We start from the raw sequence: 24,728 nt of genomic DNA on the forward strand, positions 1-24,728 counted from the left end.
CGGCGAGCGCGACCGCTGGCGCGATCAGGGCCGCGAAGACTTCGGCCGGGGTGGCAAAGATTATGGCAGCTCCCGCGGCGGATGGAGCGGCGGCCGTGAAGGCCAACCCGGCGGTGGATATGGCAGTGGCCGCGACTTCGGTGGCGGTGCTGGCCGGGACTATGGACAGGGCTTTGGCCGCGACTACCGCGGCGGAGGCTCTCAAGGTGGCTTTGGTGGGAATGACTACTCCCGCGGCAACTATGGCGCCGATCAAGGATACCGTCAGGAATACGGGGGGCGGTCCGGTGATTACGGACAACGTGGCGGAGGGGAGCGTGGGCTCTGGGATCGTGCGAGCGATGAGGTCTCGTCCTGGTTCGGTGATGATGATGCCGAGCGTCGGCGCCGCGTGGATGAGCAGCGCAGCGGTCAGCATCGCGGCCGCGGGCCGAAAGGCTATACCCGCTCGGACGACCGCATCCGCGAGGACGTGAACGATCGTCTCAGCGACGATCCGCATGTTGATGCCTCTGAGATTGAGGTCGCGGTGTCGTCGTGCGAGGTGACCTTGTCAGGGACGGTGGACTCCCGTGACGCCAAGCGGCGGGCGGAGGACATCGCGGAGCAGGTGTCGGGCGTCAAGCACGTCCAGAACAACATCCGCGTCCAGCAATCGTCTGGCACAATGGGATCTGCGTCTGCGACGACTGGCACCGCTGCGGCTGGGTCTGCCAACCAGGGCACAGGCTCCAGCGGGCGTAAAGTTGGCGCATAAAAGATACAGCAACGCGGCGTCCTAGCTGACTACAAGGCACTGCTGTGAGTGTTAGAGCAGTCTGGCAATGACGGGTGTTGTCAGGCTGCTCGATAGCTCTTCCGCAGCTTTGCAGCCTCGAGGGTACCGTCAATTTAATGAGCTGAAGGCAAAGCGGCTCACTAGGGGGAGCGGATCAGAAGCCCAATGCAACGCCAGTCACCTCAGCTCAGACCTGGAAGGCTCGAGCACGGGACTGGCAATGATCAGCGGCGTTGGTGTTGGCAGGACAACCCACCTGTGGACGACCTGTGAGAAAATCCTCTACAGCTAGATTGTGCTAGAATAGCAGAGTTAACTTTGGGAGCTCGGCGATGGGCCCTGGCAATCCGCACTGTTCGAGCGAGGTGGTTGCGATGCCGGTCAAGCGTGTTCGCTTGGTGCGCGCGGATCGCCGGCAGCTGTGTTGGACCATGCTCGATGTCGAGCGATTAGTGGATGAAGACCATCCCGTTCGGGCCATTTGGGAGTTGGTGAGCCGGCTTGATCTGTCAGCGTTTGCATCCACGATCGGCTCTCTTGAAGGTGGAGCCGGGCGACCCGCCTACGATCCTCAGCTTTTGGTGAGCTTATGGATCTACGCCTATAGCCGCGGCATCGGTTCGGCGCGCGAGGTGGAGCGCCGCTGCGAGCACGATCCCGGCTTTCGCTGGCTGACGGGGCTGCTGATCGTCAATCATCACACCCTGTCCGACTTTCGCTTGGCCCACCATGACGCGTTGGACGAGGTCTTCACGCAGGTTCTCGGGATCTTGAGTGCGGAGGGGCTGATGACCCTGAAGACCGTCATGCACGACGGCACGAAGATCACCGCCCAGGCGGGTCCGGGCTCGTTCAAGCAAGAGGAGCAGATCAGGAAGCATCTGGCGGCGGCTCGGGAGCATGTTGCGGCCATGGGAGATCCGCGCCGTGAGGAGGAAACACCCTGGCAAGCCGCCGCCCGCGAGCGAGCCCGACGGGAGCGGGTTGAGCGGCTCGAGCAGGCCTTGGTCAATGTCCAGCAGATCAGCCAGGCCAAGCGCCCGGGCTATGCTCGCGCCAGGCAGCGGCAGACCGGGGTCAACGCAACCGATCCGGACGCACGGATCATGCGCCACGGTGATGGTCACTACGCCTTGAGCTACAACGTCCAGATCTCGACTGACGCAGCCCATGGCATTGCGATCGGCTTGGATGTGGGGCAAGCGGCTCCTGATTACGAGTACCTTGTCCCGGCGGTGACACAGATCGAGGAGCGGCTGGGCCAGACGCCTGACCAGTTAGTGGTGGATGCCGGTTATACCAGCCGCGAGAACATTCTGGTGGCGCACGAGAGGAATATCGAGCTGGTGGGTCCCTGGGTCGAGACGGATGGCCGTGTCCAACAGCGGTTTGCGCGTGTTGGCGTGACGGATGCCTTCCTGCCCGACAAGTTCCAGTATGATGCCGCCTCTGACACGTACATCTGCCCGGAAGGCAAGCGTCTGTCGGCCCGGTACGGTCATGATGCACGACCCGGACGACGGCTGGTGCGCTACCAGGCCAGCAAAACCGATTGTCGGGTCTGTCGCAGCCGCCGCCAGTGCTGCTCGGGCAATCGTACGTATGGGCGTTCAATCGTTGTCACGCACGAGGATCCGGTGGTGAGCGCTTTCCGGGTTCGTCAAGCAAGCCCAGAAACACGGGCCGTGCTGCGCGAACGCGGACGCGTGGCGGAGTTTGTCAATGCGTGGCTGAAGGAGAAGCTTGATCTCCGCCGCTTTCACGTGCGCGGGCTGAAGAAGGTTAGCACCGAGGCACTCTGGGCGGTGTTGACCTACAACGTCCAGCAGTGGATCCGCTTGCGCTGGCGGCCGCACCTCGGAGCATGCACAGCCTGAAGAAGGTGAAGCGGCAGGTATTGAGGCCCGGGCTGTGCCCTTTACGGAATATATCTCCGGCGTGATGGCTGCTCGTCCGCTCGCTTCGGCGTCATGGGAGAACGGCGTGTGAAGGGATGCGAACTGGTCTGCCGAAGGGATTTTCTCACAGGTCGTGGATCGTCGCGTGGTCAACCGAAATCCCTCGCTCGGCCATCATCTCTTCGAGATTCCGGAGGCTCAAGCTGTAAGCCAGGTACCACCGCACGCAGAGCAGGATCACTGAGCGATCGAAATGGCGGCCTTTGAACATCATGCACCTCGGGAGATAACCGGAGATGTATACCGAACGGAGTTACCTACAGGTTTGCGACACTTCCGTCGCGCACGGTATTCTTCATTCCCTGCCGTCCCAGAAAAGCATGTGCGGAGCTCTAGCGCTCAAACCAGGGCCTGCACTACTTCGCAAGCAAAATGCGGGCATCGCCCGCGCGCTTTAGGACATTCAGCGACACATCCCGTCCATACCGATGCAGTCTTAGATCAAACGTTGAGGCATTCACGCGGAGCTCGTGGATCAAGACCTCGTCCAGGAAGCTTGGCAAGATTGGATCGTTGAAGCGAACAGCATTCCCCTCGTGATCGAGTTCCAGTCCCAAGCTCGACCCAAGAAGCGCGAACGGTGTCGCGGCGGCCCACGCCTGCGGTGAGCAGGCAACCGGGTAGGCTGTTGGCCCCCGGTGGCGCCGGCGCGTAAAGCCGCAGAACAGTTCGGGCAAGCGGCGCAATTCCTGATAGCTTGCGACCTCGAACAAGGCCCGGAAAACCTGCGCCGCCTCATGCTTCAGGCCATATTGCGCCATGCCGAGCGCAATCATCCCGTTGTCATGGGGCCAGATTGAGCCGTTGTGATACGACATAGGATTGTACCGCGCTTCACCCCGCGCGAGTGTGCGGATGCCCCAGCCGCTGAAAGAGTCGGGGCTCATCAACGTCCTAGCAACACGGCGGGCCCGCTCCGGTGCAGCAATACCGGCAAACAAGGCATGCCCGGCGTTGGATGCGCGTACACGGCAGGGCCGCTTGGCTCCGTCGAGTGCCAAGGCGTAGGTGCCGATATCCTCACACCAGAATGCTGCCTCGAATCTCTCCCGAAGGTTGATGGCTTCCTTGGCAAGCCGGGTGCTGATATCTGCTTGACCGAGTGCCGTCGCCAGCCGCCCGGCAGCCTGCTTGGCCGCGAAGACGTATGCCTGTACCTCGCACAGGGCGATCGGGCCTTCGGCTCCCGAGCCATCCGCGTGGAAGATGGAATCGTGGCTGTCCTTCCAGCCCTGGTTCGCCAGCCCCTGTTCCGTTTCCCGGTGATACTCGACAAAGCCATCGCCGTCGCGATCACCGTACTCATCGCACCAGCGCAAGGCCGCTTCGATATTCGGCCAGACTGCCTCGATGGTCTCCCGGTCACCGGTGCGCTCGTAGTATTGGCCCGCCAGCATAACGAAAAGGGGTGTTGCGTCGACAGTGCCGTAGTAGCGCCGGAACGGGACCTCGCCGAGTCGAGCCATCTCGCCCAGGCGGCGCTCGTGCAAAATCTTGCCGGGCTGAGCATCGGCGGCAGGATCGACGTCGGTAGCCTGCATCTCAGCTAGGTAGCGCAGCACGCCTTTGGCAATGGATGGGTCTGCCCACAGAAGCATCATTGCGGTGATGATGCCGTCACGACCAAAAACCGTGCTGTACCAGGGAATGCCGGCATAAGGATACAGGCCGCGTTCGGTGGGTGTCACCAGCATGTACATATCGGATGCGGAGCGGGCGATGACCTCGTTGAACAGGTGGTTCGAGGTCCTGACCTTCGCGATCTCCCGTGTCGTCGCCCGCAAGGCTCGACGGGTGTCCCGGTAGGCCTTGAGGAAATTCGGCACCTCGGGACTAAAGGCCTCCCCGGATTTCTGCTCCTCACATGCCACCGTGATCAGGATCGAGCGGCGCTCATCCGGCTCCAGCGCCATCTCGTAAATGACCCGCTTCGCCTCAAGACGAGTCGGCCACGGCTCGAAGTGCAGCATGGACTGGCGGACGATCCCGTCGAGCCCCTCGTAGCTGAACACGACCCGGTCGGGAGCCACGGTCTTGATCGAATGATGACCGCGATGATCCCGCTGCATACCCCGGACCTCGAACAGGTCGTAGAAATCAGCGTCGAACCGACATTCGAGGCGGAAGACCCGCCGGTGAGCGTCATAGTTGCGCAGGCCAATTCGCTCGTAGAGAACCCCCTTCCAAAGGAACTTGGTGCGATTGAGTGCGATGATGTCCCGCGGCAGCGCGGTGTCCTCCCCCGGCCTGATGTCGGGGTTCGTCAGGTCAACGGTGAGCGCGGCATTATCGTCCTGAATGACTGAGCCTAGCAGCAGGGGCCGCTTGCCCTCAAACCGCATCTCAAACCGTGACAGGTAACGGGTATCCTGGAAGAACAGGCCCTCCGGACTATCCGGCACGGTGCCGCAGTCGCCATGGGTATCGAGCACTGCGAAGGCATCGCCCGTCTTCAGCGTTCGCAAACTCCGTTCGACTAGGGAGGTTTGGGCCTCAATGTAGTGGTCCGAAAGCTGCTCCGGAGAAGGTTCTGGATGGTCCGAGGCCGGTCCCATGACGCGTTCGCTCATGCCAATTTCCTCGTAGTTGATATTCTATATAGGCTCGATTGTGCCATGGTCGGCTTAGCCATACGCTCATGGTGCCGGGAAGTGATCGCTTGATTACTCCGCTGCAACAAGATGCCGCTGATCAGTGCCACCTCTTGTCAGCAGACTTTCGTAAGCATGGACATAGTCTCTCGCCATGCGAGCCACCGTGAAGCGGCACTCGAAGACCTCCCGCACACCCGCTCGACTCAGGCTCTCAACCTGACGAGCGGCCGTGACAGCCTCATCCATTGTCTCGACGATGAAGCCAGTGATTCCATCAGCCACAACCTCAGGAACTGAGCCGTTGCGGAAGGCGATCACAGGCGTCCCGGCCGACATGGCCTCGATCATCACCAGACCAAATGGCTCGGGCCAATCAATCGGGAACAGCAGCGCCAAGGCATGCTCGAGAAAGTCGCACTTGGCTTCCTCATCGATCTCCCCCACGAACTCGATCAGCGGGTGATCGAGCAGCGGTTCGATGACCTCGTCGAAATATGTCTGATCGGTCGGATCGACCTTTGCAGCGATCTTCAATGGAATGCTAGCTCGTTTGGCAATCTCAACGGCGCGATCAGGACGCTTTTCCGGTGCGATGCGACCAAGAAATGCAAGATAATCCCCTCCTCGTTTGTTGAAGGGACAGACACTCGGGGGCAAGCCATGGTGAACCGTTGCGAGCCAGTTCACATGAGGAGGCATCGGCGTGCGCTGGCTGTCAGAGATCGACACCAACGGCATTTCTTGGAAGGTTTGGTACACGGGCATGAAGTCGGGCAGGTCGAGCCTGCCATGCAAGGTTGTCAGGCACTTATGAGCCAGGTCGCGGAAGAGCACATGTTGCAGCAGGTCAACATGGAAATGGATGATGTCGAACTGATCGGCCCGGGAGCGGACCTCGTTCAGCATAACGAGATGGCTGGCGATGTGATCGCGAATGCCGGCAAGTCTGAGCCCTTTCGGAACGCAGGGCACGAGCTTTGCGGACGTTGTTGAATCGCCGCTGGCGAACAAGGTGACGTCATGGCCCTGACGCATCAGCTCCTCAGTGAGCCAGGAGACCACCCGCTCAGTGCCGCCGTAAAGCTTGGGCGGAACGGCCTCGGCCAATGGGGCAACCTGCGCAATCCGCATCAAAATGTCTCTAGCGATTCAGCCGTTGGGTAACCGAGGTTAACCCATGTTAGTGAGGGGGGGTTCCAAGCCTATGTGCGCCTGTTAAGCTGTGAGCATGTCCCATCATGCGGCGCTGGATTGGCTGAACTTCCTGCTGGCCGATGTGAGAGGCGGGCTGGGACCTTATGTCAGCGTGTTCCTGCTCACGGAGGCAGGGTGGGACCAAGCAACAATCGGCCTGGTCCTGACGATCAGCGGCTTGATCGGGATCTCTATGCACGCTCCCATCGGAGCCCTGATCGACGCAACGCAGGTCAAGCGCGGCCTTATCGTGGTGGGCGTCGTTGCCCTCTCGGCCTGCGCGATCGCTATTGCATGGCGCCCGATTGTCCCCATTGTGTTCGCGGCCGATGTCACAATGGCAATTCTGGGCGCCGTCTTTGCACCAGTCGTCGCGGCGATCACTCTGGGCCTCGTCAACCGAGACAAATTAGCGGCCCGCCTCGGGCGCAATGCTGCCTTCGATCGGGCCGGAAACCTGTTTATCGCTGCCGTGGCGGCCGCTGTTGGTACGGTTTGGGGGCAGCGTGCTGTGTTTTACCTGGTCCCCTTCTTCGGCGTGTGGACGGTGTGGATTGTGCTCTCGATCCCACGCCACGCGATCGATCATCAGCGTGCCCGCGGTTGGGTGTCCTCGATGACAGTTCGTCAACACCAACCTAGTCGCTGGGGCACGCTCCTGACGGACAAATCCCTCCTGGTCCTTGCTGGGGTGGCGGCGCTCTTTCATCTAGCCAATGCGGCAATGCTCCCCCTGGTCAGCCAGAAGCTCGCGCTCGGTCATCCAGGCCAGGAAGCGGCGCTCACCTCAGGCGCGATTATTGTGGGGCAACTCGTGATGGTCCCGGTCTCGTTGCTCGTGGCGCGTGCCGATCGGACCGGGCGCAAACCACTTCTGCTGATTGCCATCGCCGCCTTGGTGCTGCGTGGTATTCTCTTCACGCTTTCTGGAAATGCGGCTTGGTTGATTGCAGTTCAGGTGCTTGATGGCATCGGGATTGGCCTGTTCGACGCCCTCCTGCCCCTTATCCTAGCTGACCTCATGCGTGACACAGGGCGGTACAATGTGGCTCGCGGCCTTGTTGGCACTGTCCAGGGAATTGGCGGCTCCCTCAGCCAAGCGGTAGGAGGATTGGCCGTGACCTGGGCCGGCTATGAGGCGGCGTTTCTGATGTTGGCTGGAGTGGCCTTCATCCCGCTCGTTCTGGTGCTGGTTGCAATGCCAGAGACCCGGCCACACTAAAGCCTTCCATGCATCATTCTGAAACAAAATGTTTGCGACAAACCCCATTAGCTCTATCTTGCTGGTCGAACCAAGCCCGGCGTCGCTCTTAAAGAACAGGAGCAAACCCGATTCCGATGTGAAAGAGCGCAGGAAGGGTGGATACCGACGCGGCCGTCGCTGCGCGCCGTTGCACAGCATCCAGCCTGGTTGCGACCTGCTCCGACGCAAGCTCGTCCGCCCGGCGGCCCATGGCCAGCGCACCTTCGAGGATATCAATCCCCTCCCGGAACGAGCGACAGTATCTCAGACGCGAGGCGATATAGACTTTCCGCTGCTGCTCAACCTCTGCCGTATCAGCACAGGCCAGTCGGGTGACAAAGGGAAGCAGCAGCTGCCGCTCCTCGTCGCCGGCTTCATCGTTCAGTTGCATCGTCAGCGCGCAGATCGGGCGCGAGAAGCAGTCTGGCATGTCCTCGACGGCATAGACGGGCTGGTACGGGAAGTCGGCCGCGACAATGGCCGCCTCGTTGATGCAGGTTCCCCCATCCTGGCTGGGGAACATGTGTGAGCCTCGTTTCAGCTTCCAGTTCAGGATGTGATCGAAACTGTCCATGGCGGCCATCCGGGTAGTCCTCCCTCAGGAAGGGTGATCCTCGAGGGCTATGCCTGTCAATCAGGAAGGAACCAAGCCACCTCCGTTAGCGCCATCGATTTTCGATGTGGTCGGCGCCTCTGCCAACACCGTGAGGCAGCAAGAGATGTCAATGATGCACCCTGTGACTGCCGAACCGCGCGTCTCATTCCTGCGTCGGCTGACCTGCACCATGACAACACCTGCTGCCCAGCCTGATATTTGGAGCGGCATCGTCCGGTTAACCTGGCCGTGATCGGAAGCGGGCAGCGGGAAGGGCATGAGATCGCCCCAAGATCTGGTGCAAACTTCGAGCATGTCCAATTCAGGCGCTGTTTTGGCGCCGTGGCATGCTCTTTAAGTCGGCGATTTTTCATGGGCCTTCGAGATTCAGGTGCAACCGACACGTGGGAAGCAAGTTTGCAACAGATCCCACATGCATCCTCGATGCAAGGACATTCCCAGGCTGCGCGCGTCAGCTGCGCAGTCGCCTTGTTTGCTTTGAACCTGTTTGCCATTATGGCGTTGTTGGCACAGGAGTTCCCGCTGAGGGTCGTTCGCGCGTTCGACAGGCGGAGCAGTTCGCAGCATCCTTCGCGACCAGCATGGGCGCGACGGCTGCCAAATCGTCAAGCTTGCCCCGACCGCTCCAGAAAGATCTCCTGGCATCTGTCGAAGAGTGTGCGATGACGACCCCGATCTTCATGTTTGCAACGGGAATCGAGAACAGCTATCCCACCATCAATGGCGGCCGCACACGGGTCGACGAAATGGAAAAGTGCGGCCATTACGAGCACTGGCGCACTGATTTCGACCTCTTAAACGACCTCAACATCCGCTACCTGCGCTACGGTCCGCCGATCCACCGAACGTGGCTCGGCGAGGGCCAATACGACTGGGGCTTCGCCAACCAGACGTTCGGCGAGCTTTACGCACGCAATGTTGTCCCAATCGTCGATCTCTGCCATTTTGGCGTGCCCGACTGGATCGGCAACTTTCAGAATCCGGATTTCCCGGAACTGTTCGCGGGATATGCGCGCGCCTTCAGTGAGCGTTTCCCATGGGTTCAGCTCTACACGCCGGTCAACGAGATGTTCATCTGCGCCACCTTCTCCGCTGCCTATGGCTGGTGGAACGAACAGCTCTCGAGTGATCGGGCGTTCGTTACGGCGTTGAAGCACATCGTCAAGGCGAATGTTCTCGCGATGGCTGAGATCCTTGTGGTTCGCCCCGACGCTATCTTCGTTCAGAGCGAGTCCTCGGAACATTTCCATCCCGAGTCCCCGGCGGCGATCAGGCCCGCCGAGTTCCTCAATGCCCGACGCTTTCTGTCGCTCGATCTCAACTACGGGCGCCGCGTTGACTCGGACATGCTCTTTTACCTTCTCGATAACGGCATGTCGCGTGACGAGTATTGCTTCTTCATGGACAGGAACCTGAAGCGCCACTGCATCATGGGCAATGACTATTATGTGACGAATGAGCATGTCGTCGCGGCCGATGGCGGCACCTCCGCCGCCGGCGAAGTGTTCGGGTATGACGAGATCACGCAGCAGTACTACGACCGCTACAGGCTCCCGGTCATGCACACTGAGACCAATTTGAGCGAGGGCGCGCTCGGGGATGAGGCCGTCCAGTGGCTCTGGAAGGAATGGGCCAACGTTCTGCGGGTCCGGAACACTGGCGTGCCGATCGTCGGCTTCACCTGGTACTCCCTGACCGATCAAGTCGATTGGGATGTTGGGCTTCGCGAGGAGCGGGGCACCGTCAATCCGCTCGGCCTCTACGATCTTGACCGCAACATCCGAGCGGTTGGACGAACGTACAAGCAGATGATCAAGGACTGGTGCGAGGTCCTGCCGGCGCAGAGCGTTTGCCTCCGCGTGCCGGTCATTCCGCCGCACGGGTATCACGAGCCGATGGCCGAACGTCAGCGCGAGGGCGCTCGGAGAATTGGCAAGACAACTCCCGCCGAACCCTCGGTCGCAGCATGACGCGATGGCATGACAGGGTCGCCACCGTCTCGCGACGGTGAGGCGCCTTGGCCAGGAGGGCGCGAAGATCATCATCGCAGCCTCAATCAAGCAACTGTATGCTAATGATCTTCACGAAGATGGTGTAACATAGGGCGATGTCGACCCTCGTGAGGAGGTGCGCGATGGATGACGACTTTTGGCGCCCGACGCATTTGACATCCGAGCAGATGGAGGAGCGGCGTCTGGCAGGCGCGACGCTGTTGCACCAGGGACGGGTCTCCCAGGCCGAGATCGCCCGGAAACTTGGGGTCTGCCGCGCCAGTGTCTGCCGCTGGGCGGCAACCCTCGCCCAAGAGGGCCTGCACGGCCGGGAGGCTTGCCCCATTCCAGGACAGCTTCCCCGCCTGGATGAGAAAGCCTGGACCCGCCTTGGGCGGCTGCTGGACCGGGGCGCCATCGCGGCGGGCTTTGCCACCGAGCGCTGGAGCCTCCAGCGCATCGCAGCCCTGATCGCGCGCGAGTTCGGGGTTCACTATCATCCGCGCTATCTGGAGCGGCCGCTCAAGGCGCACGGCTTCAGCGTGCAGCGTCCGGCCACCCGGGCCAAGGAGCGCGACGAACTCGTGATTGCGGTCTGGCCCAAACGCGAGTGGGTGGCGCTCAAAAAAAAAGGCGCGGCGGAAGCGCCGGACCCTCCTGCTCGTGGATGAGACCGGCCACAGCTTCCGGATCCGGCCGGCCACGACCTGGGCGCGGCGCGGGCTGACCCCGGTGCTGCGGCGGGTGAGCAAGCGGCGCGAGGTGTCGAGCATCGTGGCGATCACGCCTGACGGGCGGCTGTATGCCCGCCACTTCCGCACCAGCGTCTCAAGCCGCTGTGTCATCCTGGCCCTGCGCTTCTTCCGGCGAAAGGTCGGCACACCGCTGCTGGTGGTCTGGGATCGGCTCAACGCCCACCGCTCGCGAGCAACCACCGCCTTCATCGCGGCCCACCCGCAGGACTATGCGGTGGCCCATCTGCCGGCCTATGCACCAGAGCTCAATCCGGAGGAACAATGCAATGCCCTCGTCAAGTGCGCCATGGCGAACGCGCTACCTGGATCAGTCGCCGATCTGCACCGCCTGGCCCGCCGTGAATTCTGTCGCTTGCAACGTCAACCCGAAATGATCGTCAGCTTCTTTCGGCATGCAGGTCTCTCTGTTGCAGGTCTTCCGTGAAGATCATTAAAGGCGAATTGTCCCTTCGGGGATGATCCAGATCAAAGCGGATCGTTCCTGAACCTTGAGCGTTGAAGCCTTGTCATCTTCAATGTCGGCCATGCAACTTCACCATCGCCACGACTGGAATCTTACCCCGACCGAGGCTATTGCCCTGCAGCAGCAGCTTCGAGCGGAGGTCGTGTCGGACCGGCCTATCGATCTCGATGCGGTGCAACTCGTGGCCGGCGTCGATGTGAGCGTGAAGAACGAGCAGTCGCAGGCGGCGATCGTGGTGGTCACCTATCCGGGCTTTCTGCCGGTGGAGACCGTGCTGGCGCAGCGCCCTACCCCTTTTCCGTATGTTCCGGGTCTTTTGAGCTTTCGCGAAGGCCCGGTTCTCGAAGAGGCATTCGAGAAACTGAAATCCGAACCGGATGTCTTCCTCTTCGACGGCATGGGCATCGCGCACCCTCGCCGCATCGGCATCGCCAGCCATATGGGCCTGTGGCTGCAGCGCCCGACCATCGGCTGCGGCAAGACGCTTCTGTGCGGGCGTTACAAGGATCTCGGCGAAGAGAAAGGCTCCGCCGCCCCGCTCACCGACCGCAAGGAGATCATCGGCGTGGCGCTTCGTACTCGCACCGCCAAGAACCCAATGTTCATCTCCCCCGGCCACCTTGCCGACATCCCGAGCGCCGCCGAACTCGTCCTGCGCTGCTCGCCGAAATACCGCCTGCCCGAGCCGATCCGGCTGGCGCACAACGCGGCAGGTCAGTTTCTGCTCTGAACGCTGCCAACTGTCGCACTCCGAGTAAAAACCTGACGTTTCGTCAAGAAACCTCTCCGTTCAGAGAGTTGCCGCGCAAAGGCCCCTCCGCAAGAGATTAGAGCAGCACATTCCTTCAATGCTGGGCAATTGTTATGGCGATTATTTATGGCACTTCCGGAGCGGACACCCGCAATGGCACCTCTGATGCAGATACGATCTATGGTTATGATCCCAATGCGTCCGAAATCATTGGCACGCGCATCGCGTCGGGTCTGACCCAGCCGCTCTTCGTCACCGGTGCCCCGGACAATTCAGGCCGCCTCTTCATCGTCGGTAAGCAAGGGACCGTTCAGGTCGTCGGCGCGGACGGGACGATTGCTGCAACGTCGTTTCTAGATGTAAGGGACCAGGTCTCGACAGCCGGCGAAGTTGGTCTCCTCGGCTTCACGTTCCATCCGGATTTTGCCAACAATGGCAAAGTGTACGTGTTCCTGTCGCTCAAGGGAGAGGATGGCAGCGATCCACGACACAACGAGTCGCAGATCCGGGAATACACTGTCGATCCGAGTTCGCCGAACGTACTCGATCCCAACGACTACAAAGTCATTCTTGAGACGACCGAATATACCGAGGGCTCGGGCAATCATCGGGCCGGCTGGATCGGCTTCAGCCCGACGGATGGGTATCTCTACGCGGCGATGGGCGACGGCGATCAGAATTGGAATGCGCAAAATCCGACCAGCCTCCTGGGCAAGATCCTGCGGCTCGACGTGGACAGCAGCAAGCCGGACGCCTATCCGGACGCCCCCAAGAAGAACTTCGCCATCCCGCCGGACAATCCGATGATCTTCGACAATGCGCTCGACCTGGCGCAGCCGTCCGAGGTCTACGCCATCGGCTTCCGCAACCCGTGGCGCGCCAGCTTCGGACCCGACGGCCGGCTCTTTGTAGGCGATGTCGGCGCGGATACGGCGGAAGAGATCAATCTTGTGATCCCCGGCGCGAACTATGGCTGGGGTCGCGACGGCAACGGCAGCAATCCGGGCGACGGACCGACCCCTGAAACCAACGACGGCTACACGGACGCGATCCATACCTATTTTCACGACGAGGGCATTGGTTCGTCGGTTACTGGCGGATACGTCTACACCGGCCCCATCGCCGCCTTGCAGGGCAAGTACGTTTTCGGTGACTTCGGCAGCGGCCGGATCTGGACCCTCGAACAAACTAGCTCCGGCTGGGTGAAAGCGGACATCACCGCTATGATCGTTCCGAGCGCCGGCACGATCGGGAACATCGCCTCCTTCGGCACCGACAGAAACGGCAACCTTTATGTGGTCGACATCGGTGGCGAGGTGTTCCGCCTCGATGCAGGCGGCGGCGGGTCAGACTTAGGCGACACCCTGAACGGCGCTGGCGGCAACGACACCATCTACGGCGGCGGCGGCAACGACATCATTCATGGCGGCGATGACGATGATCATCTGTATGGCGATGCAGATGATGATGATGATCTTTATGGCGACGATGGTGCAGATACGCTCACTGGTGGTGCTGGCGACGATATCTATCATGTCGACAGCGTCGACACGGTCGTCGAGGCCGCCAACAATGGGCACGATATCGTTCAGGCTCTCACATCGTTCACGCTACAGGCCGGCCAAGCCGTCGAGATCCTCCAGGTGAAGGATGAAGAGAGCGAGGATGAACTCCACCTAACCGGAAACGAGTTTGCGCAGGAGATTTACGGAAATGCCGGCTCCAACCGACTCGACGGCAGGGGCGGCGCGGACAGGATGGAAGGTTTTGACGGCGACGACACCTATGTCGTGGACCGCGCGGACGACATGATCGACGAGGATGAGGGCGAGGGAACCGATACGGTCGAATCCACGATCAACTACGCTCTCGGCGAAGACCTGGAGAACTTGGTTCTGCTCGACAACGCCGTAACCGGCACCGGGAATGATCTGGCCAACATCATCTCCGGCAACGATCAGGCGAATGCTCTCGACGGCGCGTCGGGTGCCGATACGCTGCAGGGCGGCGACGGCAACGATACGTATACGGTCGACAACGCCGAAGACGAGATCGTCGAAGCCGCAGGCAACGGCACCGACACATTGATTGCAAGCGACACCTACGACCTCGCCGACGGCGTCGACGTGGAGATCCTCAAGCTCAAAGCCGACGCCGGCAACATTGATCTGACCGGCAACAACATCGCCAACACCCTCCACGGCAACAGCGGCAACAACCGGCTCGACGGCGGCGGCGGCGGTGACGATACGGTTATCTTTACAGGCAACCGCGCCGACTACACCGTCGAACGGAATGCCGACGGCTCTGTGACCGTTACCGACACGCAATCCGGTCGAGATGGAGCGGACCGGATCTTCAACATGGAGATCTTCCAGTTTGCCGATCGCAGGGTGAGCCGTGAGGGATTGCTCAACGTCGCACCGAAGGGTCTTTCACTTGATAGCGATGCGGTGGCGGAAAACAGCAGGACAGGGCAGCCTGTCGGCAAAATCTCCGTTCAGGATGATGACGGTGGCACGCATCAACTCACACTTGTCGACAGCGCTAGTGGCCGGTTCTCGCTCGACGCGACCGGCAATCTCCTCGTGGCGGATGGCGTCAGGCTCGATTACGAACAGGACGTCCAGCATACGATCACCGTGAAGGCCACGGATCCTCATGGCGAAAGCACCACCAAAAGCTTCATCATTCGTGTTCAGGACGATCCCGATGAAGAGGCGACCGGGAGTGCCGGAGCCGACGTGATGAAGGGAGGCAACGGCAACGATTCCTTCAAGGGTCTCGCAGGGAGCGACCGCGTCGATGCAGGCCTCGGCAACGACACCTTGATGGGTGGTTCCGAGAACGACACTCTCATCGGGAGCGCTGGCAAGGACCGTCTCTACGGCGACACCGGTAACGATTCGCTCGAAGGGGGGAACGACGCCGACCTGCTGAATGGCGGCACAGGCAATGATCGCCTTCTCGGCGGCCTGGGCCAGGATTCCCTCACCGGCAGCTCAGGTCGGGACATGTTCGTCTTCGACGACAGGGAGACGGGGTCATCCAAGACCAAGGCCGATTACATCACTGACTTCTCGGGCCGCAGCGGCGACCGCATCGATCTCAAGCTGGTTGATGCGGACACCAAGAAGCGTGGCGACCAGAAGTTCTCGTTCATCGGCGAGAAGGCTTTCACCAAGACGGGTCAGGTGCGCTACGAGAAGACGAAGAAGGAAACTTACGTCTATCTCAACACCGACAGCGACAAGGCAGCCGAAGCGGTGATCAAGCTGAAAGGCGCCATCGACCTGCAGAAGAGCTGGTTCGTGCTCTAATCGACTGCTGAGCAAGGACAGCACTGAACACAAACCACGATTGCGGCAGCGGGCCTCCCCTCGGGAGGCCCGTTGTGCCAGCGCATCGAACGAAAAAGTGGATCCGGTTTTTCGCACCGAACGATGCGCTGCTTGAGGGATTGAGCATCGGATCAACCCCAAAAGTGGCTTCCACTTTTGGGTCCGATGCTCTACGGCAGGCCCCAACAGGGGATTGCTCATGCGCACGTTCGAAGATCTTCCTCCGGGCCTGACCAAGACTTTTGGCCCTCTCACCGTCTCGAAGGACGATATCCTGGCCTTCGCGCAGGAATATGATCCGCAGCCCTTCCACGTGGACGAGATCGCCGCCAAGGACAGCTTCATCGGCACCCTGATCGCCTCGGGCTGGCATAGCTGCAGCCTCAACATGCGCCTGCTCGCCGATGGGCTGATTCTGGATTCTTCTTCCATGGGATCACCAGGCATCGACGAGGTGAAATGGGTGAAGCCCGTGCGGCCTGGCGACACCTTGCGCTCGCGCATGACGGTCCTGGAGAGTCGCATCTCCAAGAGCAGGCCCTCGCTCGGACTCGTGCGGTTCCATTTCGACATGATGAACCAGGCCAACGAGACCGTCCTGACCCAGACCAATTGGATCATGTTTGCGACCAAGAATGCCGAACCGTTCAGGGGCGAGAGCCGCAGCGCCCTTGCGGCCGCGGCGGATGCCCTGCCCGGCTCCGCACCTGAGCGGGAAATTCCGCCGATCTCGGCCAATCCCTATTTCGAGGATCTCGTCATCGGCGAGACCGAGGAGCTGGGCACCTACACCTTTACGCCCGACGACATCATCGGCTTTGCCAGGCAGTTCGATCCGCAGCGCTTCCATGTGGATGCTGAAGCCGCCAAAGGCAGCCTGTTCGGGGCACTCTGCGCCTCAGGCTGGCACACGGCGAGCGTATGGATGAAGCACATGGTCGGCTACCGCGATCGCGTCCGCGCCTATGCGCTTGCCCACGGCCAGCGGCCGGCACGGCTTGGCCCCTCCCCCGGCTTCTCCAACCTGAAATGGCTCAAGCCAGTCTATGCGGGCGACACGGTCACCTATCGTTCGACCGTCACCGCCAAGCGCGCCTCGGCCTCCCGCCCCGGCTGGGGCCTGGTGTTTCATCACAACACCGGCACGAACCAGCACGGGGAAGAGGTGTTTGCCTTCGACGGAATGGTGTTCTGGGAGCGGCGGGCTTGAATCTGTCTTACTGTCATTCCGGGGCCGCGTAGCGGAGCCCGGAATCCATAACCGCTAAAGGTGCAGGTAAGGTGTGACGCTGCTCGCCTCTTCCTGAGATGTCGTGTTTATGGGTTCCGGGCTCGCCTGCGGCGCCCCGGAATGACAGTGTGACGCTTAGTGCCCCTCGAAGCTCACGAGGCTACGGACCTCGACGCCGAGGTCGCGCAGCTTCTGCGCACCGCCGAGATCGGGCAGATCGATGATGAAGCAGGCGGCGACGATGTTGGCACCTATCTGGCGAAGCAACCGGGTCGCCGCGACGGCCGTGCCGCCGGTGGCGATGAGATCATCGACGAGGATCACCCGCTCATCCTGACCGATGGCATCGGTGTGAATCTCCATCTCGTCGACGCCGTATTCCAGCGAATAGGCGATCCGCACCGTCTCGTGGGGCAGCTTGCCCTTCTTGCGGATCGGCACGAAGCCGGACGAGAGCTGGTGCGCCACCGCGCCGCCGAGGATGAAGCCGCGCGCTTCAATGCCTGCCACCTTGTCGACCCGGCCGCCTGCGAAGGGATGAACCAGTTCGTCCACGGAACGCCGGAAGGCCCGCGCATCTCCGAGCAGGGTCGTGATGTCCCGGAACACGATGCCGGGCTTCGGATAATCCGGGATCGAGCGAATTGCGGCTTTCAGGTCGGTGACGAGACGCTGGTCCATGTGTGAGCCTGCCATAGGTAGAAACTGTTGAGGTTATTCGAGGAGCTGTGCCATGGCCGAACAACCCTCCCGAACCGTTCTGACCGACATCGACATCCCTTTTGGAAGCCTAGTTCTGTTCTTCGTCAAGGCTTCACTCGCGGTGATCCCGGCCGCCATCATCGTGAGCTTCATTCTGGCCTTTATCGGCTGGCTCTTCCGCCTGATCTTCGGCTTCGGCCATATGGGCTGGATGCCGGGCTAGTTCTCAAACCTTCAGAACCCTGCCGGCCACTGCCTCCAGCTTCTTCAGAAGTTCCGGATCGCGTGCCGATGGCGCCGTCATGACGGCACCGTCGAGCGCCCGGTCGGAGCCTACCGGGCACGGCTCGTGTTCGGCCGGGAAATCCCTGGCAACACGAGCGACGAGGCGGGCCACTTTCGTGGCGTTCTGGTGCGCAACGGCGACGACGGAGGCGACATCCACATTGTCGTGCTCCGGATGCCAGCAATCATAGTCGGTCACCATGGCGATGGTGGCATAGGTGATCTCGGCCTCGCGGGCGAGCTTGGCCTCCGGCATCGCCGTCATGCCGATCACGTCGTAGCCGAGCTTCTTGTAGGTCATCGACTCCGCATAAGTGGAGAATTGCGGCCCCTCGATGCACACCAGCGTACCGCCTAAGGCGAATGGGATCTTCTCGACCACCGCCGCATCGGCGATGCGCTGGCGCAGCAGCGGACCGACCGGATGCGCCATGGGCACATGGGCGACGCAGCCCTGTCCGAAGAAAGACGTTTCGCGCTTGTGGGTGCGGTCCACGTATTGGTCCACCAGCACGAAGAAGCCGGGATAGTACTCGTCCTTGAACGAGCCGACAGCGGAGACCGAGATCAGGTCGGTGACGCCCACACGCTTCATCACATCGATATTGGCGCGGTAGTTGATGTCGGAGGGTGACAGGCGGTGTCCGCGCCCGTGGCGCGGCAGGAAGGCAATGGTGGTCTCGCCGATGCGCCCGATGCGCAGAATGTCGGAAGGCTCTCCCCAGGGAGAATCGATGCGCGCCTCGCGCATATCCTCCAGCCCCGGCAGATCGTAGACCCCCGATCCACCGATAATGCCTAGAACCGCCTTCGTCATTGTAGTCCTCGCCTGATTGGGCACCGGCCACTGTCATAGCCGAGGGCGGGCCTCGCCCCAAGCCCGGCCCTCACATCCTTGGGGATTCGCTTGAGGATCGCTCCCTGCCAGGAAAATATGTGGCCGGTTCGTCGAAACGCCTCATATAGACCCTCGACCGTCATCGATGGAAAGGCAGATTGTCCATGTCCGAGACTAAGCGCCCCTCCTTCATCCGGCACTACGAAGAGCTCCAGGGCGACGGCACCGCCGTCTTTCGCGGCACCAAGGAATTGCGGAGCATCAACTCGCCCTTCTCCGAGGCTCTCGGCCTGACGGAGCTCGGCATTCATCATGAATTGCTGCCGCCGGGCCGCCGCACGTCGTTCCCCCATGCGGAAAGTTCGGAAGAGGAATTCATCTATGTGATCGAAGGTACGCCCGACGCGTGGATCGACGGCAATCTCTTCCGCCTTCGCCCAGGCGATGCGGTCGGTTTTCCCGCTGGAACCGGGATCGCGCACAGCTTTCTCAACAACACGGACGAGCCCGTCCGGCTGCTGGTCGTCGGCGAGGCGAACAAGGACGAGAACCGGATCGTCTATCCGGTCAATCCGGAGCTGCGCGCCCATCGCACGGATTGGTGGGACGATGCACCCGTGCGTCCCCTCGGCCCGCATGACGGCAAGCCGCGTCGGCCGGGCTGATCAGCCAAGCGGAAACGAGGCGATCTCGTCCGTCATGAGGCAGGGAAAGAGCGTCTCGCGAACGAGCCTGATCCGTTTCACGGGAGCCGTGATGGAGACGGGCGAACTTTCGATGCGCGCGATCACATCATCCGGAATGGCGGTCTTCGTCCGGTAGCGCACCAGGGTCGAGTGGATCAGATCGTAGATAAGCGGCTTCTGGCCGGGCGGCGGGGGAATCTCGCGGACGATCCGCTGGCGGATGGCCTCGATCAGGCCGCTTTCCTCGGTCGCCGTCACGATGATGGCTGTATCGGTGACCTTGAGACGGGAAAAGCACAGCTTCAAGGCCCGATGGCCGGTGCAGAGTTCCTCCAGGATACCCTCGCTTCCTTTGGCGATGCTCCGCCAATAGGCATCCTTGTCGTAGCCACCCTTGACCGTCAGCAGCGGATAGATCGTGACATGGAGCCCGTGCTGCGGGCTGACATGCAGGGGTTCCGGCCAGAGCTCGACGAGGGCCTGCTGCAGGCCTTCAAAAGCGCCCCGGGTTTCAGGCTCGAGGCCGGGCTGGACGTGATAGGCGAGGCACGGCTGCCCCCAGATGTCGTCGGCGATCGTCTGCAACATGGATGTCGAGCTAAGGTCCGTCCCGCATCGTGTCATCTCCAAAGAAAAAGGCCCCGGAGCGGGGCCTTGATCCTCAAGGATTGTGCGTCATCGGAGGAGTGGCGTGGCCTTCGACCTCGCCGCCCACCCGGGCCCAGACCTTCTTCTTGGTGAAGTAGAGCAGGCCGGACAGGACGATCAGGAACAGGATGACCTGGAAGCCGAGGCGCTTGCGGGCTTCGAGATGCGGCTCTGCCGTCCACATGAGGAAAGCCGTGACGTCGCGGGCGTATTGGTCAACTGTCTCCGGCACCTGAGGCTGGCCGGCCTCATTCTTCGGATACTCGACCTGGCCGTCGCTGAGTGGCTTCGGCATCGCGATCACGTGGCCCGGATAATAGTGGTTGTAATGACCACCCTCAGGGACCGTGAAGCCCTGCGGGGCCTCCTCGTAGCCGTTGAGCAGCGCGACGAGGTAATCCGCGCCGTTCTCCGAGTACTGACGGAACACATCGGTGATGAACCAGGGGAAGCCGCGCTCATAGGTGCGGGCCTTGGCCATCAGGGACAGGTCCGGCGGAGCCTTGCCGCCATTGGCCGCCGCAGCCGCATTCTCGTTCGGGAACGGGGACGGGAAGCGGTCGGCAGCCCGGCCGGGACGCTCGAACATGTCGCCGGCGTCGTTCGGGCCGTCCTGGATCTTGTACTCGGCCGCAAGCGCGCGGACCTGCGCTTCGGAGAATTGCGGACCGCCGGGCTGCGACAGGTTGCGAAAGGCGACGTAGCTCAGGCCGTGACAGGAGGCGCAAACCTCCCGGTAGACCTTGAAGCCGCGCTGGAGCTGGGCCCGGTCGAAGGTGCCGAACGGACCCTGGAAGCTCCACTTGAGCTGCGACGGGACCGGGGTCTCGCCGGCGGCGAAGGCCGGAGCGGCAAGGCCGAGAACGGCGGCTGCGATGAGAAGAGTACGCTTCATCATTGGTCTGTTTCCTCTACTCTCGCATCAGCCCTTGGAATGCGGCTCAGCATTGGCACCGGCCGGAATGCCGGCTCCGCCCTTCTGCACGCCCATGACGGATTCGAGGATCGAATTCGGCAGCGGCAGCGGACGCTCGACGAAGCCGAGCACCGGCAGAACGATCAGGAAGTGGGCGAAGTAGTAGACCGTGCAGATCTGGGACGCGATCACGTACCAGCCCTCAGCCGGGCGGGAGCCGAGCCAGCCGAGCAGGACGCAGACAAGCACGAAGACCCAGAAGAACTGCTTGTAGAGCGGACGGTAAGCCGTGGAGCGCACCTTCGAGGTGTCGAGCCAGGGCATGAAGCACCAGATCACGATGGCCGCGCCCATGGCGATGACGCCGCCGAGCTTGTCGGGGATGGCGCGCAGGATCGCGTAGAACGGCAGGAAGTACCATTCCGGAACGATGTGCGCAGGCGTCACGGCCGGGTTTGCCGGGATGTAGTTGTCCGCATGGCCGAGATAGTTCGGCATGTAGAACACCCAGTAGGCGAAGAAGATCATGAACACGACGACAGCGAAGATGTCCTTGATCGTGGCGTAAGGCGTGAACGGAACCGCGTCCTTGCCCGATTTGATCGGAATGCCGGTCGGGTTGTTCTGGCCCGGCACGTGCAGTGCCCAGATGTGGAGGGCAACCACACCCACGATCATGAAGGGCAGCAGGTAGTGCAGGGAGAAGAAGCGGTTCAGGGTCGGGTTGCCCACTGAATAACCGCCCCAGAGGTAGTGCACGATCGTCTCACCGACGAGCGGGATCGCCGAGAAGAGGTTGGTGATCACGGTGGCGCCCCAGAACGACATCTGTCCCCAGGGCAGGACGTAGCCCATGAAGGCGGTCGCCATCATCAGGAGGAAGATGATCACGCCGAGGATGTAGAGAACCTCACGCGGCGCCTTGTAGGAGCCGTAGTAGAAGTTCCGGAAGATGTGGATGTAGACGGCAACGAAGAACATCGACGCGCCGTTGGCGTGCAGATAGCGGAGCAGCCAGCCGTATTCCACATCGCGCATGATGTGCTCGACCGACTGGAAAGCGAGAGACGCGTTCGGCGTGTAGTACATGGCCAGGAACACGCCGGTCACGATCTGCGAGACGAGCATGAACGCCAGGATGGCGCCGAAGGTCCAGAAATAGGTCAGGTTCCGCGGCACCGGGAAGGCGATGAACGAGGAATGGACGAGACCGGCGATCGGCAGACGGCTCTCGAACCACTTACCGAAGGCGCTCTTGGGAACATAAGTTGTGGAATGCTGGCTCATGGATATCGCCTGATCGTCGCTGGGTTACGCCGTGGCTTCTTGGCCGATGATGATCTTCGTGTCGGACGCGAAGGTGTAGGGCGGGATCGGCAGATTGGTCGGAGCCGGACCGCCGCGGACGCGGCCGGAGGTATCGAACACCGAGCCGTGGCACGGGCAGAACCAGCCATGGTACTCACCCTGCTGGCCGAGCGGCACGCAGCCCAGATGGGTGCAGTTGCCGAAAACGACCAGCCAAGGGGCATGCCCCTCCTTCACGCGGGCCGAGTCGGCCTGGGGGTCGCGCAGGGAGGCCACATTCACGTCCTCGGCAGCCTTGATCTCTTCAGGCGTACGGTGACGAACGAAGATCAGCTTGCCGCGCCAGAAAATCTTGACGATCTGCCCTTCGGCGATCGGGCTCAGGTCGACCTCGACGGGCGCGCCGGCAGCCACCGTCGCCGCGTCGGGCGCCAGGGACTGGACGAAGGGCCATACCAGGGTAGCTCCGCCGACAGCGGCGGCTGCGCCTGTGGCGATGTAGAGGAAATCGCGCCGTGTCGGCTCAGCGACATGAGTGGTGGTCTCGGCCACTTGGCTCTCCAGCATTGATCAAAAAACGAGAACCGCGCATCGGCAATACCTTGGAAACCCAGGCATTCGACACACGAGGTCCAAAATGGAACAAGCATGCGTGTCGACGCGCGCGCAATGCGACTGGGAGTCGCCACGCGGTGGCTCTTTGGCACGGCCAAGCCCGCCTGTCCATAGCCGGATTGGAGTTGTTCCAGCCTGTGGCGCAAATGCCGCCGGCTTACGAGCCTTTGAGAGCTCCCTTGACGGCAAGGCTGGTTGCCCCGATGACGGGCTCATGCCCCGTCTTGCCATCTATCAGCCGGACATCCCGCAGAATACCGGCACCATGCTGCGCCTCGCCGCGTGCCTCGGCGTGCCGGTGGAGATCATCGAACCTGCGGCCTTCGACGTCTCCGACCGAAACCTGCGCCGCTCCGGCATGGATTACCTGAATCATGTCACCATCACGCGGCACATCTCCTGGCGCGCCTTCGAGGCCTGGCGACAGGAGGCCAAGGGCCGTCTGATCCTCACCACCACCAAGGGAGCCACCCCCTACGCCGATTTCGCCTACCGGCCAGACGACATCATCCTGGTCGGGCGGGAATCCGCCGGTGTACCGGAGGAGGTCCACCAAGCAGCTGATGCCAGGATCGTCATTCCCATGCAGCAGGGGATGCGCTCCCTCAACGTGGCCGTGACCGCCGCCATGATCCTCGGCGAGGCTCTGCGGCAGACGAACGCGTTTCCCCACCCTGCACTTTCAGAAACCTGAAGCGATACTATCATGACCGATACGAAAGCCGTCGAGCGCCTGCAGACAGAGGCCCCCCTTTGGTTCGCTCTGCTGCGCGACAGGATCTGCACCGCCTTCGAGACCTTGGAGGACGAGGTCACGGCTCCCCTCCCCGTAGAAGCCTCCGAGCCCGGTCGGTTCGCGCGCACCCCGTGGGAGCGCAAGGACCACAGCGGCGCTCCCGGCGGCGGGGGCACCATGTCCATGATGCACGGCCGCGTGTTCGAGAAGGTGGGCGTGCATGTCTCGACGGTGCACGGAGAATTCGCGCCGGAATTCCGCGGCCAGATCCCGGGCTCGGACCAGGACCCGCGCTTCTGGGCTGGCGGCATCTCGCTCATCGCGCATCCTTGGAACCCGAACGTTCCAACGGTGCATATGAACACCCGCTTCGTGGTCACCACGAAGCCCTGGTTCGGCGGCGGAGCGGATCTCACGCCGGTTCTCAACCGGCGGCGCACGCAGGACGATCCGGACACCGTCGCCTTTCATGAGGCGATGGAAGAGGCCAGCCGGACCCATGCGCCGGAAGGCTCCTACGAGAAGTACAAGAAGTGGTGCGACGAGTACTTCTTCCTCAAGCACCGCAACGAGCCGCGCGGCATCGGCGGCATCTTCTACGACTATCACTGGACCGGGAACCCGGACGAGGATTTCGCCTTCACCCGCAGTGTGGGCGAAGCGTTCCTCAAGATCTATCCGGAGATCGTCCGGCGCAACGTCACCAAGCCTTGGACCGAGGAGGACCGCATCGAGCAGCAGGTGCGCCGCGGACGCTATGTGGAGTTCAACCTGCTCTATGACCGCGGCACGATCTTTGGCCTGAAGACAGGCGGCAACATCGCGTCGATCCTCTCCTCCATGCCACCGACGGTGAGGTGGCCTTAAGAACGAGGTGTCATCCCGGACGGCGAAGCCGATCCGGGATCGGGTGACGAGGATGGCGCTAGAACCCTCCTCTCCCGCAAGCCTCGGGCTTGCCCGAGACTTGTCTTTTGTCTGCCGCAAGTCGGGAACACCCGACTTGCGGTGGGGAGGAGTTGGAGGTGGGGGTGTGAGCGATAGCCTATCCGCGTATGGCGCCAGCACCCCCACCCTTT

The 24,728-nt window shown here is 61.8% G+C and carries 22 protein-coding genes and 1 pseudogene; 13 read left to right on the forward strand and 10 right to left on the reverse strand.

Features of this window, described 5'->3' with window-relative positions; genetic code table 11:
• Both ACS5Q1_RS22530 and ACS5Q1_RS22535 read left to right on the forward strand, forming a co-directional pair.
• Window positions 1–757: BON domain-containing protein (locus ACS5Q1_RS22530; protein ID WP_473100271.1), on the forward strand; the 757-nt coding region annotated here is incomplete at its 5' end.
• A gap of 395 nt (window positions 758–1,152) precedes the next feature.
• The gene (locus ACS5Q1_RS22535) at window positions 1,153–2,655 is read left to right on the forward strand and encodes an IS1182 family transposase (protein ID WP_473100272.1); all 1,503 of its coding nucleotides are present in this window, start codon (window positions 1,153–1,155) and stop codon (window positions 2,653–2,655) included.
• Between the two features lie 154 nt (window positions 2,656–2,809).
• Here ACS5Q1_RS22535 and ACS5Q1_RS22540 read toward each other — a convergent pair.
• The 3 genes and pseudogenes from ACS5Q1_RS22540 to ACS5Q1_RS22550 form a co-directional block, all read right to left on the reverse strand.
• Window positions 2,810–2,947, reverse strand: a pseudogene (locus ACS5Q1_RS22540) (IS6 family transposase); the annotation flags it as partial.
• Window positions 2,948–3,092: 145 nt separating this feature from the next.
• A complete protein-coding gene (locus tag ACS5Q1_RS22545; RefSeq protein WP_473100273.1) occupies window positions 3,093–5,306 on the reverse strand; it encodes an amylo-alpha-1,6-glucosidase in 2,214 nt (737 codons plus the stop codon).
• A 93-nt stretch (window positions 5,307–5,399) separates the two neighbouring features.
• Window positions 5,400–6,461, reverse strand: a complete 1,062-nt coding sequence (locus ACS5Q1_RS22550) for a glycosyltransferase family 4 protein (RefSeq protein ID WP_473100274.1) — start codon at window positions 6,459–6,461, stop codon at window positions 5,400–5,402.
• Window positions 6,462–6,558: 97 nt separating this feature from the next.
• Here ACS5Q1_RS22550 and ACS5Q1_RS22555 point away from each other — a divergent pair, with 97 nt between their 5' ends.
• On the forward strand, window positions 6,559–7,746 hold the full coding sequence (locus tag ACS5Q1_RS22555) for an MFS transporter (RefSeq protein ID WP_473100275.1): 1,188 nt from the start codon (window positions 6,559–6,561) through the stop codon (window positions 7,744–7,746).
• A gap of 88 nt (window positions 7,747–7,834) precedes the next feature.
• Here ACS5Q1_RS22555 and ACS5Q1_RS22560 read toward each other — a convergent pair whose 3' ends face one another.
• The gene (locus tag ACS5Q1_RS22560) at window positions 7,835–8,341 is read right to left on the reverse strand and encodes a hypothetical protein (RefSeq protein ID WP_473100276.1); all 507 of its coding nucleotides are present in this window, start codon (window positions 8,339–8,341) and stop codon (window positions 7,835–7,837) included.
• Window positions 8,342–9,045: 704 nt separating this feature from the next.
• On the opposite strand from ACS5Q1_RS22560, the gene ACS5Q1_RS22565 reads away from it, so the two are divergent.
• From ACS5Q1_RS22565 to ACS5Q1_RS22590, 6 genes are all read left to right on the forward strand, one after another.
• Window positions 9,046–10,353, forward strand: a complete 1,308-nt coding sequence (locus ACS5Q1_RS22565) for a family 1 glycosylhydrolase (protein WP_473100277.1) — start codon at window positions 9,046–9,048, stop codon at window positions 10,351–10,353.
• A 164-nt stretch (window positions 10,354–10,517) separates the two neighbouring features.
• Entirely contained in the window at window positions 10,518–11,045 is a 528-nt protein-coding gene (locus ACS5Q1_RS22570) for a winged helix-turn-helix domain-containing protein (protein ID WP_473100278.1), read from the forward strand.
• Entirely contained in the window at window positions 11,038–11,553 is a 516-nt protein-coding gene (locus ACS5Q1_RS22575) for a transposase (RefSeq protein ID WP_473100279.1), read from the forward strand. Before ACS5Q1_RS22570 ends, ACS5Q1_RS22575 begins: the two co-directional genes overlap by 8 nt.
• Window positions 11,554–11,653: 100 nt before the next feature.
• Window positions 11,654–12,322, forward strand: coding sequence for a deoxyribonuclease V (gene nfi, locus ACS5Q1_RS22580; protein WP_473100280.1), 669 nt, complete (start codon window positions 11,654–11,656; stop codon window positions 12,320–12,322).
• Window positions 12,323–12,456: 134 nt separating this feature from the next.
• On the forward strand, window positions 12,457–15,663 hold the full coding sequence (locus ACS5Q1_RS22585) for a PQQ-dependent sugar dehydrogenase (protein WP_473100281.1): 3,207 nt from the start codon (window positions 12,457–12,459) through the stop codon (window positions 15,661–15,663).
• Window positions 15,664–15,883: 220 nt separating this feature from the next.
• Window positions 15,884–16,894, forward strand: coding sequence for a MaoC family dehydratase (locus tag ACS5Q1_RS22590; protein WP_473100282.1), 1,011 nt, complete (start codon window positions 15,884–15,886; stop codon window positions 16,892–16,894).
• 156 nt (window positions 16,895–17,050) lie between these two features.
• Here the strand turns inward: ACS5Q1_RS22590 and ACS5Q1_RS22595 are convergent, their stop codons facing one another.
• A complete protein-coding gene (locus ACS5Q1_RS22595) occupies window positions 17,051–17,596 on the reverse strand; it encodes an adenine phosphoribosyltransferase (RefSeq protein ID WP_473100283.1) in 546 nt (181 codons plus the stop codon).
• A 52-nt stretch (window positions 17,597–17,648) separates the two neighbouring features.
• Here ACS5Q1_RS22595 and ACS5Q1_RS22600 point away from each other — a divergent pair, with 52 nt between their 5' ends.
• Window positions 17,649–17,840: a hypothetical protein gene (locus ACS5Q1_RS22600; protein WP_473100284.1), complete on the forward strand. Its 192-nt coding sequence runs from the start codon at window positions 17,649–17,651 to the stop codon at window positions 17,838–17,840.
• 3 nt (window positions 17,841–17,843) lie between these two features.
• On the opposite strand, the gene ACS5Q1_RS22605 is transcribed toward ACS5Q1_RS22600, so the two are convergent.
• Window positions 17,844–18,719, reverse strand: a complete 876-nt coding sequence (locus ACS5Q1_RS22605; protein ID WP_473100285.1) for an S-methyl-5'-thioadenosine phosphorylase — start codon at window positions 18,717–18,719, stop codon at window positions 17,844–17,846.
• Between the two features lie 185 nt (window positions 18,720–18,904).
• Between ACS5Q1_RS22605 and ACS5Q1_RS22610 the strand changes: the two genes are divergently transcribed.
• Window positions 18,905–19,405, forward strand: a complete 501-nt coding sequence (locus tag ACS5Q1_RS22610; protein WP_473100286.1) for a cupin domain-containing protein — start codon at window positions 18,905–18,907, stop codon at window positions 19,403–19,405.
• Here the strand turns inward: ACS5Q1_RS22610 and ACS5Q1_RS22615 are convergent, their stop codons facing one another.
• From ACS5Q1_RS22615 to petA, 4 genes are all read right to left on the reverse strand, one after another.
• Window positions 19,406–20,014 carry a hypothetical protein gene (locus tag ACS5Q1_RS22615; RefSeq protein WP_473100287.1) on the reverse strand — a complete coding sequence of 203 codons (609 nt, stop codon included), beginning with the start codon at window positions 20,012–20,014 and terminating at the stop codon, window positions 19,406–19,408.
• 73 nt (window positions 20,015–20,087) lie between these two features.
• Window positions 20,088–20,972, reverse strand: coding sequence for a cytochrome c1 (locus tag ACS5Q1_RS22620; protein ID WP_473100288.1), 885 nt, complete (start codon window positions 20,970–20,972; stop codon window positions 20,088–20,090).
• A gap of 24 nt (window positions 20,973–20,996) precedes the next feature.
• Window positions 20,997–22,277, reverse strand: coding sequence for a cytochrome b (locus ACS5Q1_RS22625; RefSeq protein ID WP_203442882.1), 1,281 nt, complete (start codon window positions 22,275–22,277; stop codon window positions 20,997–20,999).
• A 24-nt stretch (window positions 22,278–22,301) separates the two neighbouring features.
• Window positions 22,302–22,865 carry a ubiquinol-cytochrome c reductase iron-sulfur subunit gene (petA, locus tag ACS5Q1_RS22630; RefSeq protein WP_473100289.1) on the reverse strand — a complete coding sequence of 188 codons (564 nt, stop codon included), beginning with the start codon at window positions 22,863–22,865 and terminating at the stop codon, window positions 22,302–22,304.
• Window positions 22,866–23,127: 262 nt separating this feature from the next.
• Here petA and ACS5Q1_RS22635 point away from each other — a divergent pair, with 262 nt between their 5' ends.
• Together ACS5Q1_RS22635 and hemF are read left to right on the forward strand one after the other, a co-directional pair.
• Complete coding sequence (locus tag ACS5Q1_RS22635) at window positions 23,128–23,607, forward strand: tRNA (cytidine(34)-2'-O)-methyltransferase (protein WP_473100290.1); 480 nt, start codon at window positions 23,128–23,130, stop codon at window positions 23,605–23,607.
• A gap of 12 nt (window positions 23,608–23,619) precedes the next feature.
• Window positions 23,620–24,516 (forward strand): oxygen-dependent coproporphyrinogen oxidase, encoded by an 897-nt coding sequence (hemF, locus tag ACS5Q1_RS22640; RefSeq protein ID WP_473100291.1) that lies wholly within the window; start codon window positions 23,620–23,622, stop codon window positions 24,514–24,516.
• The last annotated feature ends 212 nt before the right edge of the window (window positions 24,517–24,728 follow it).

This window comes from Microvirga sp. GN3, assembly GCF_055792825.1.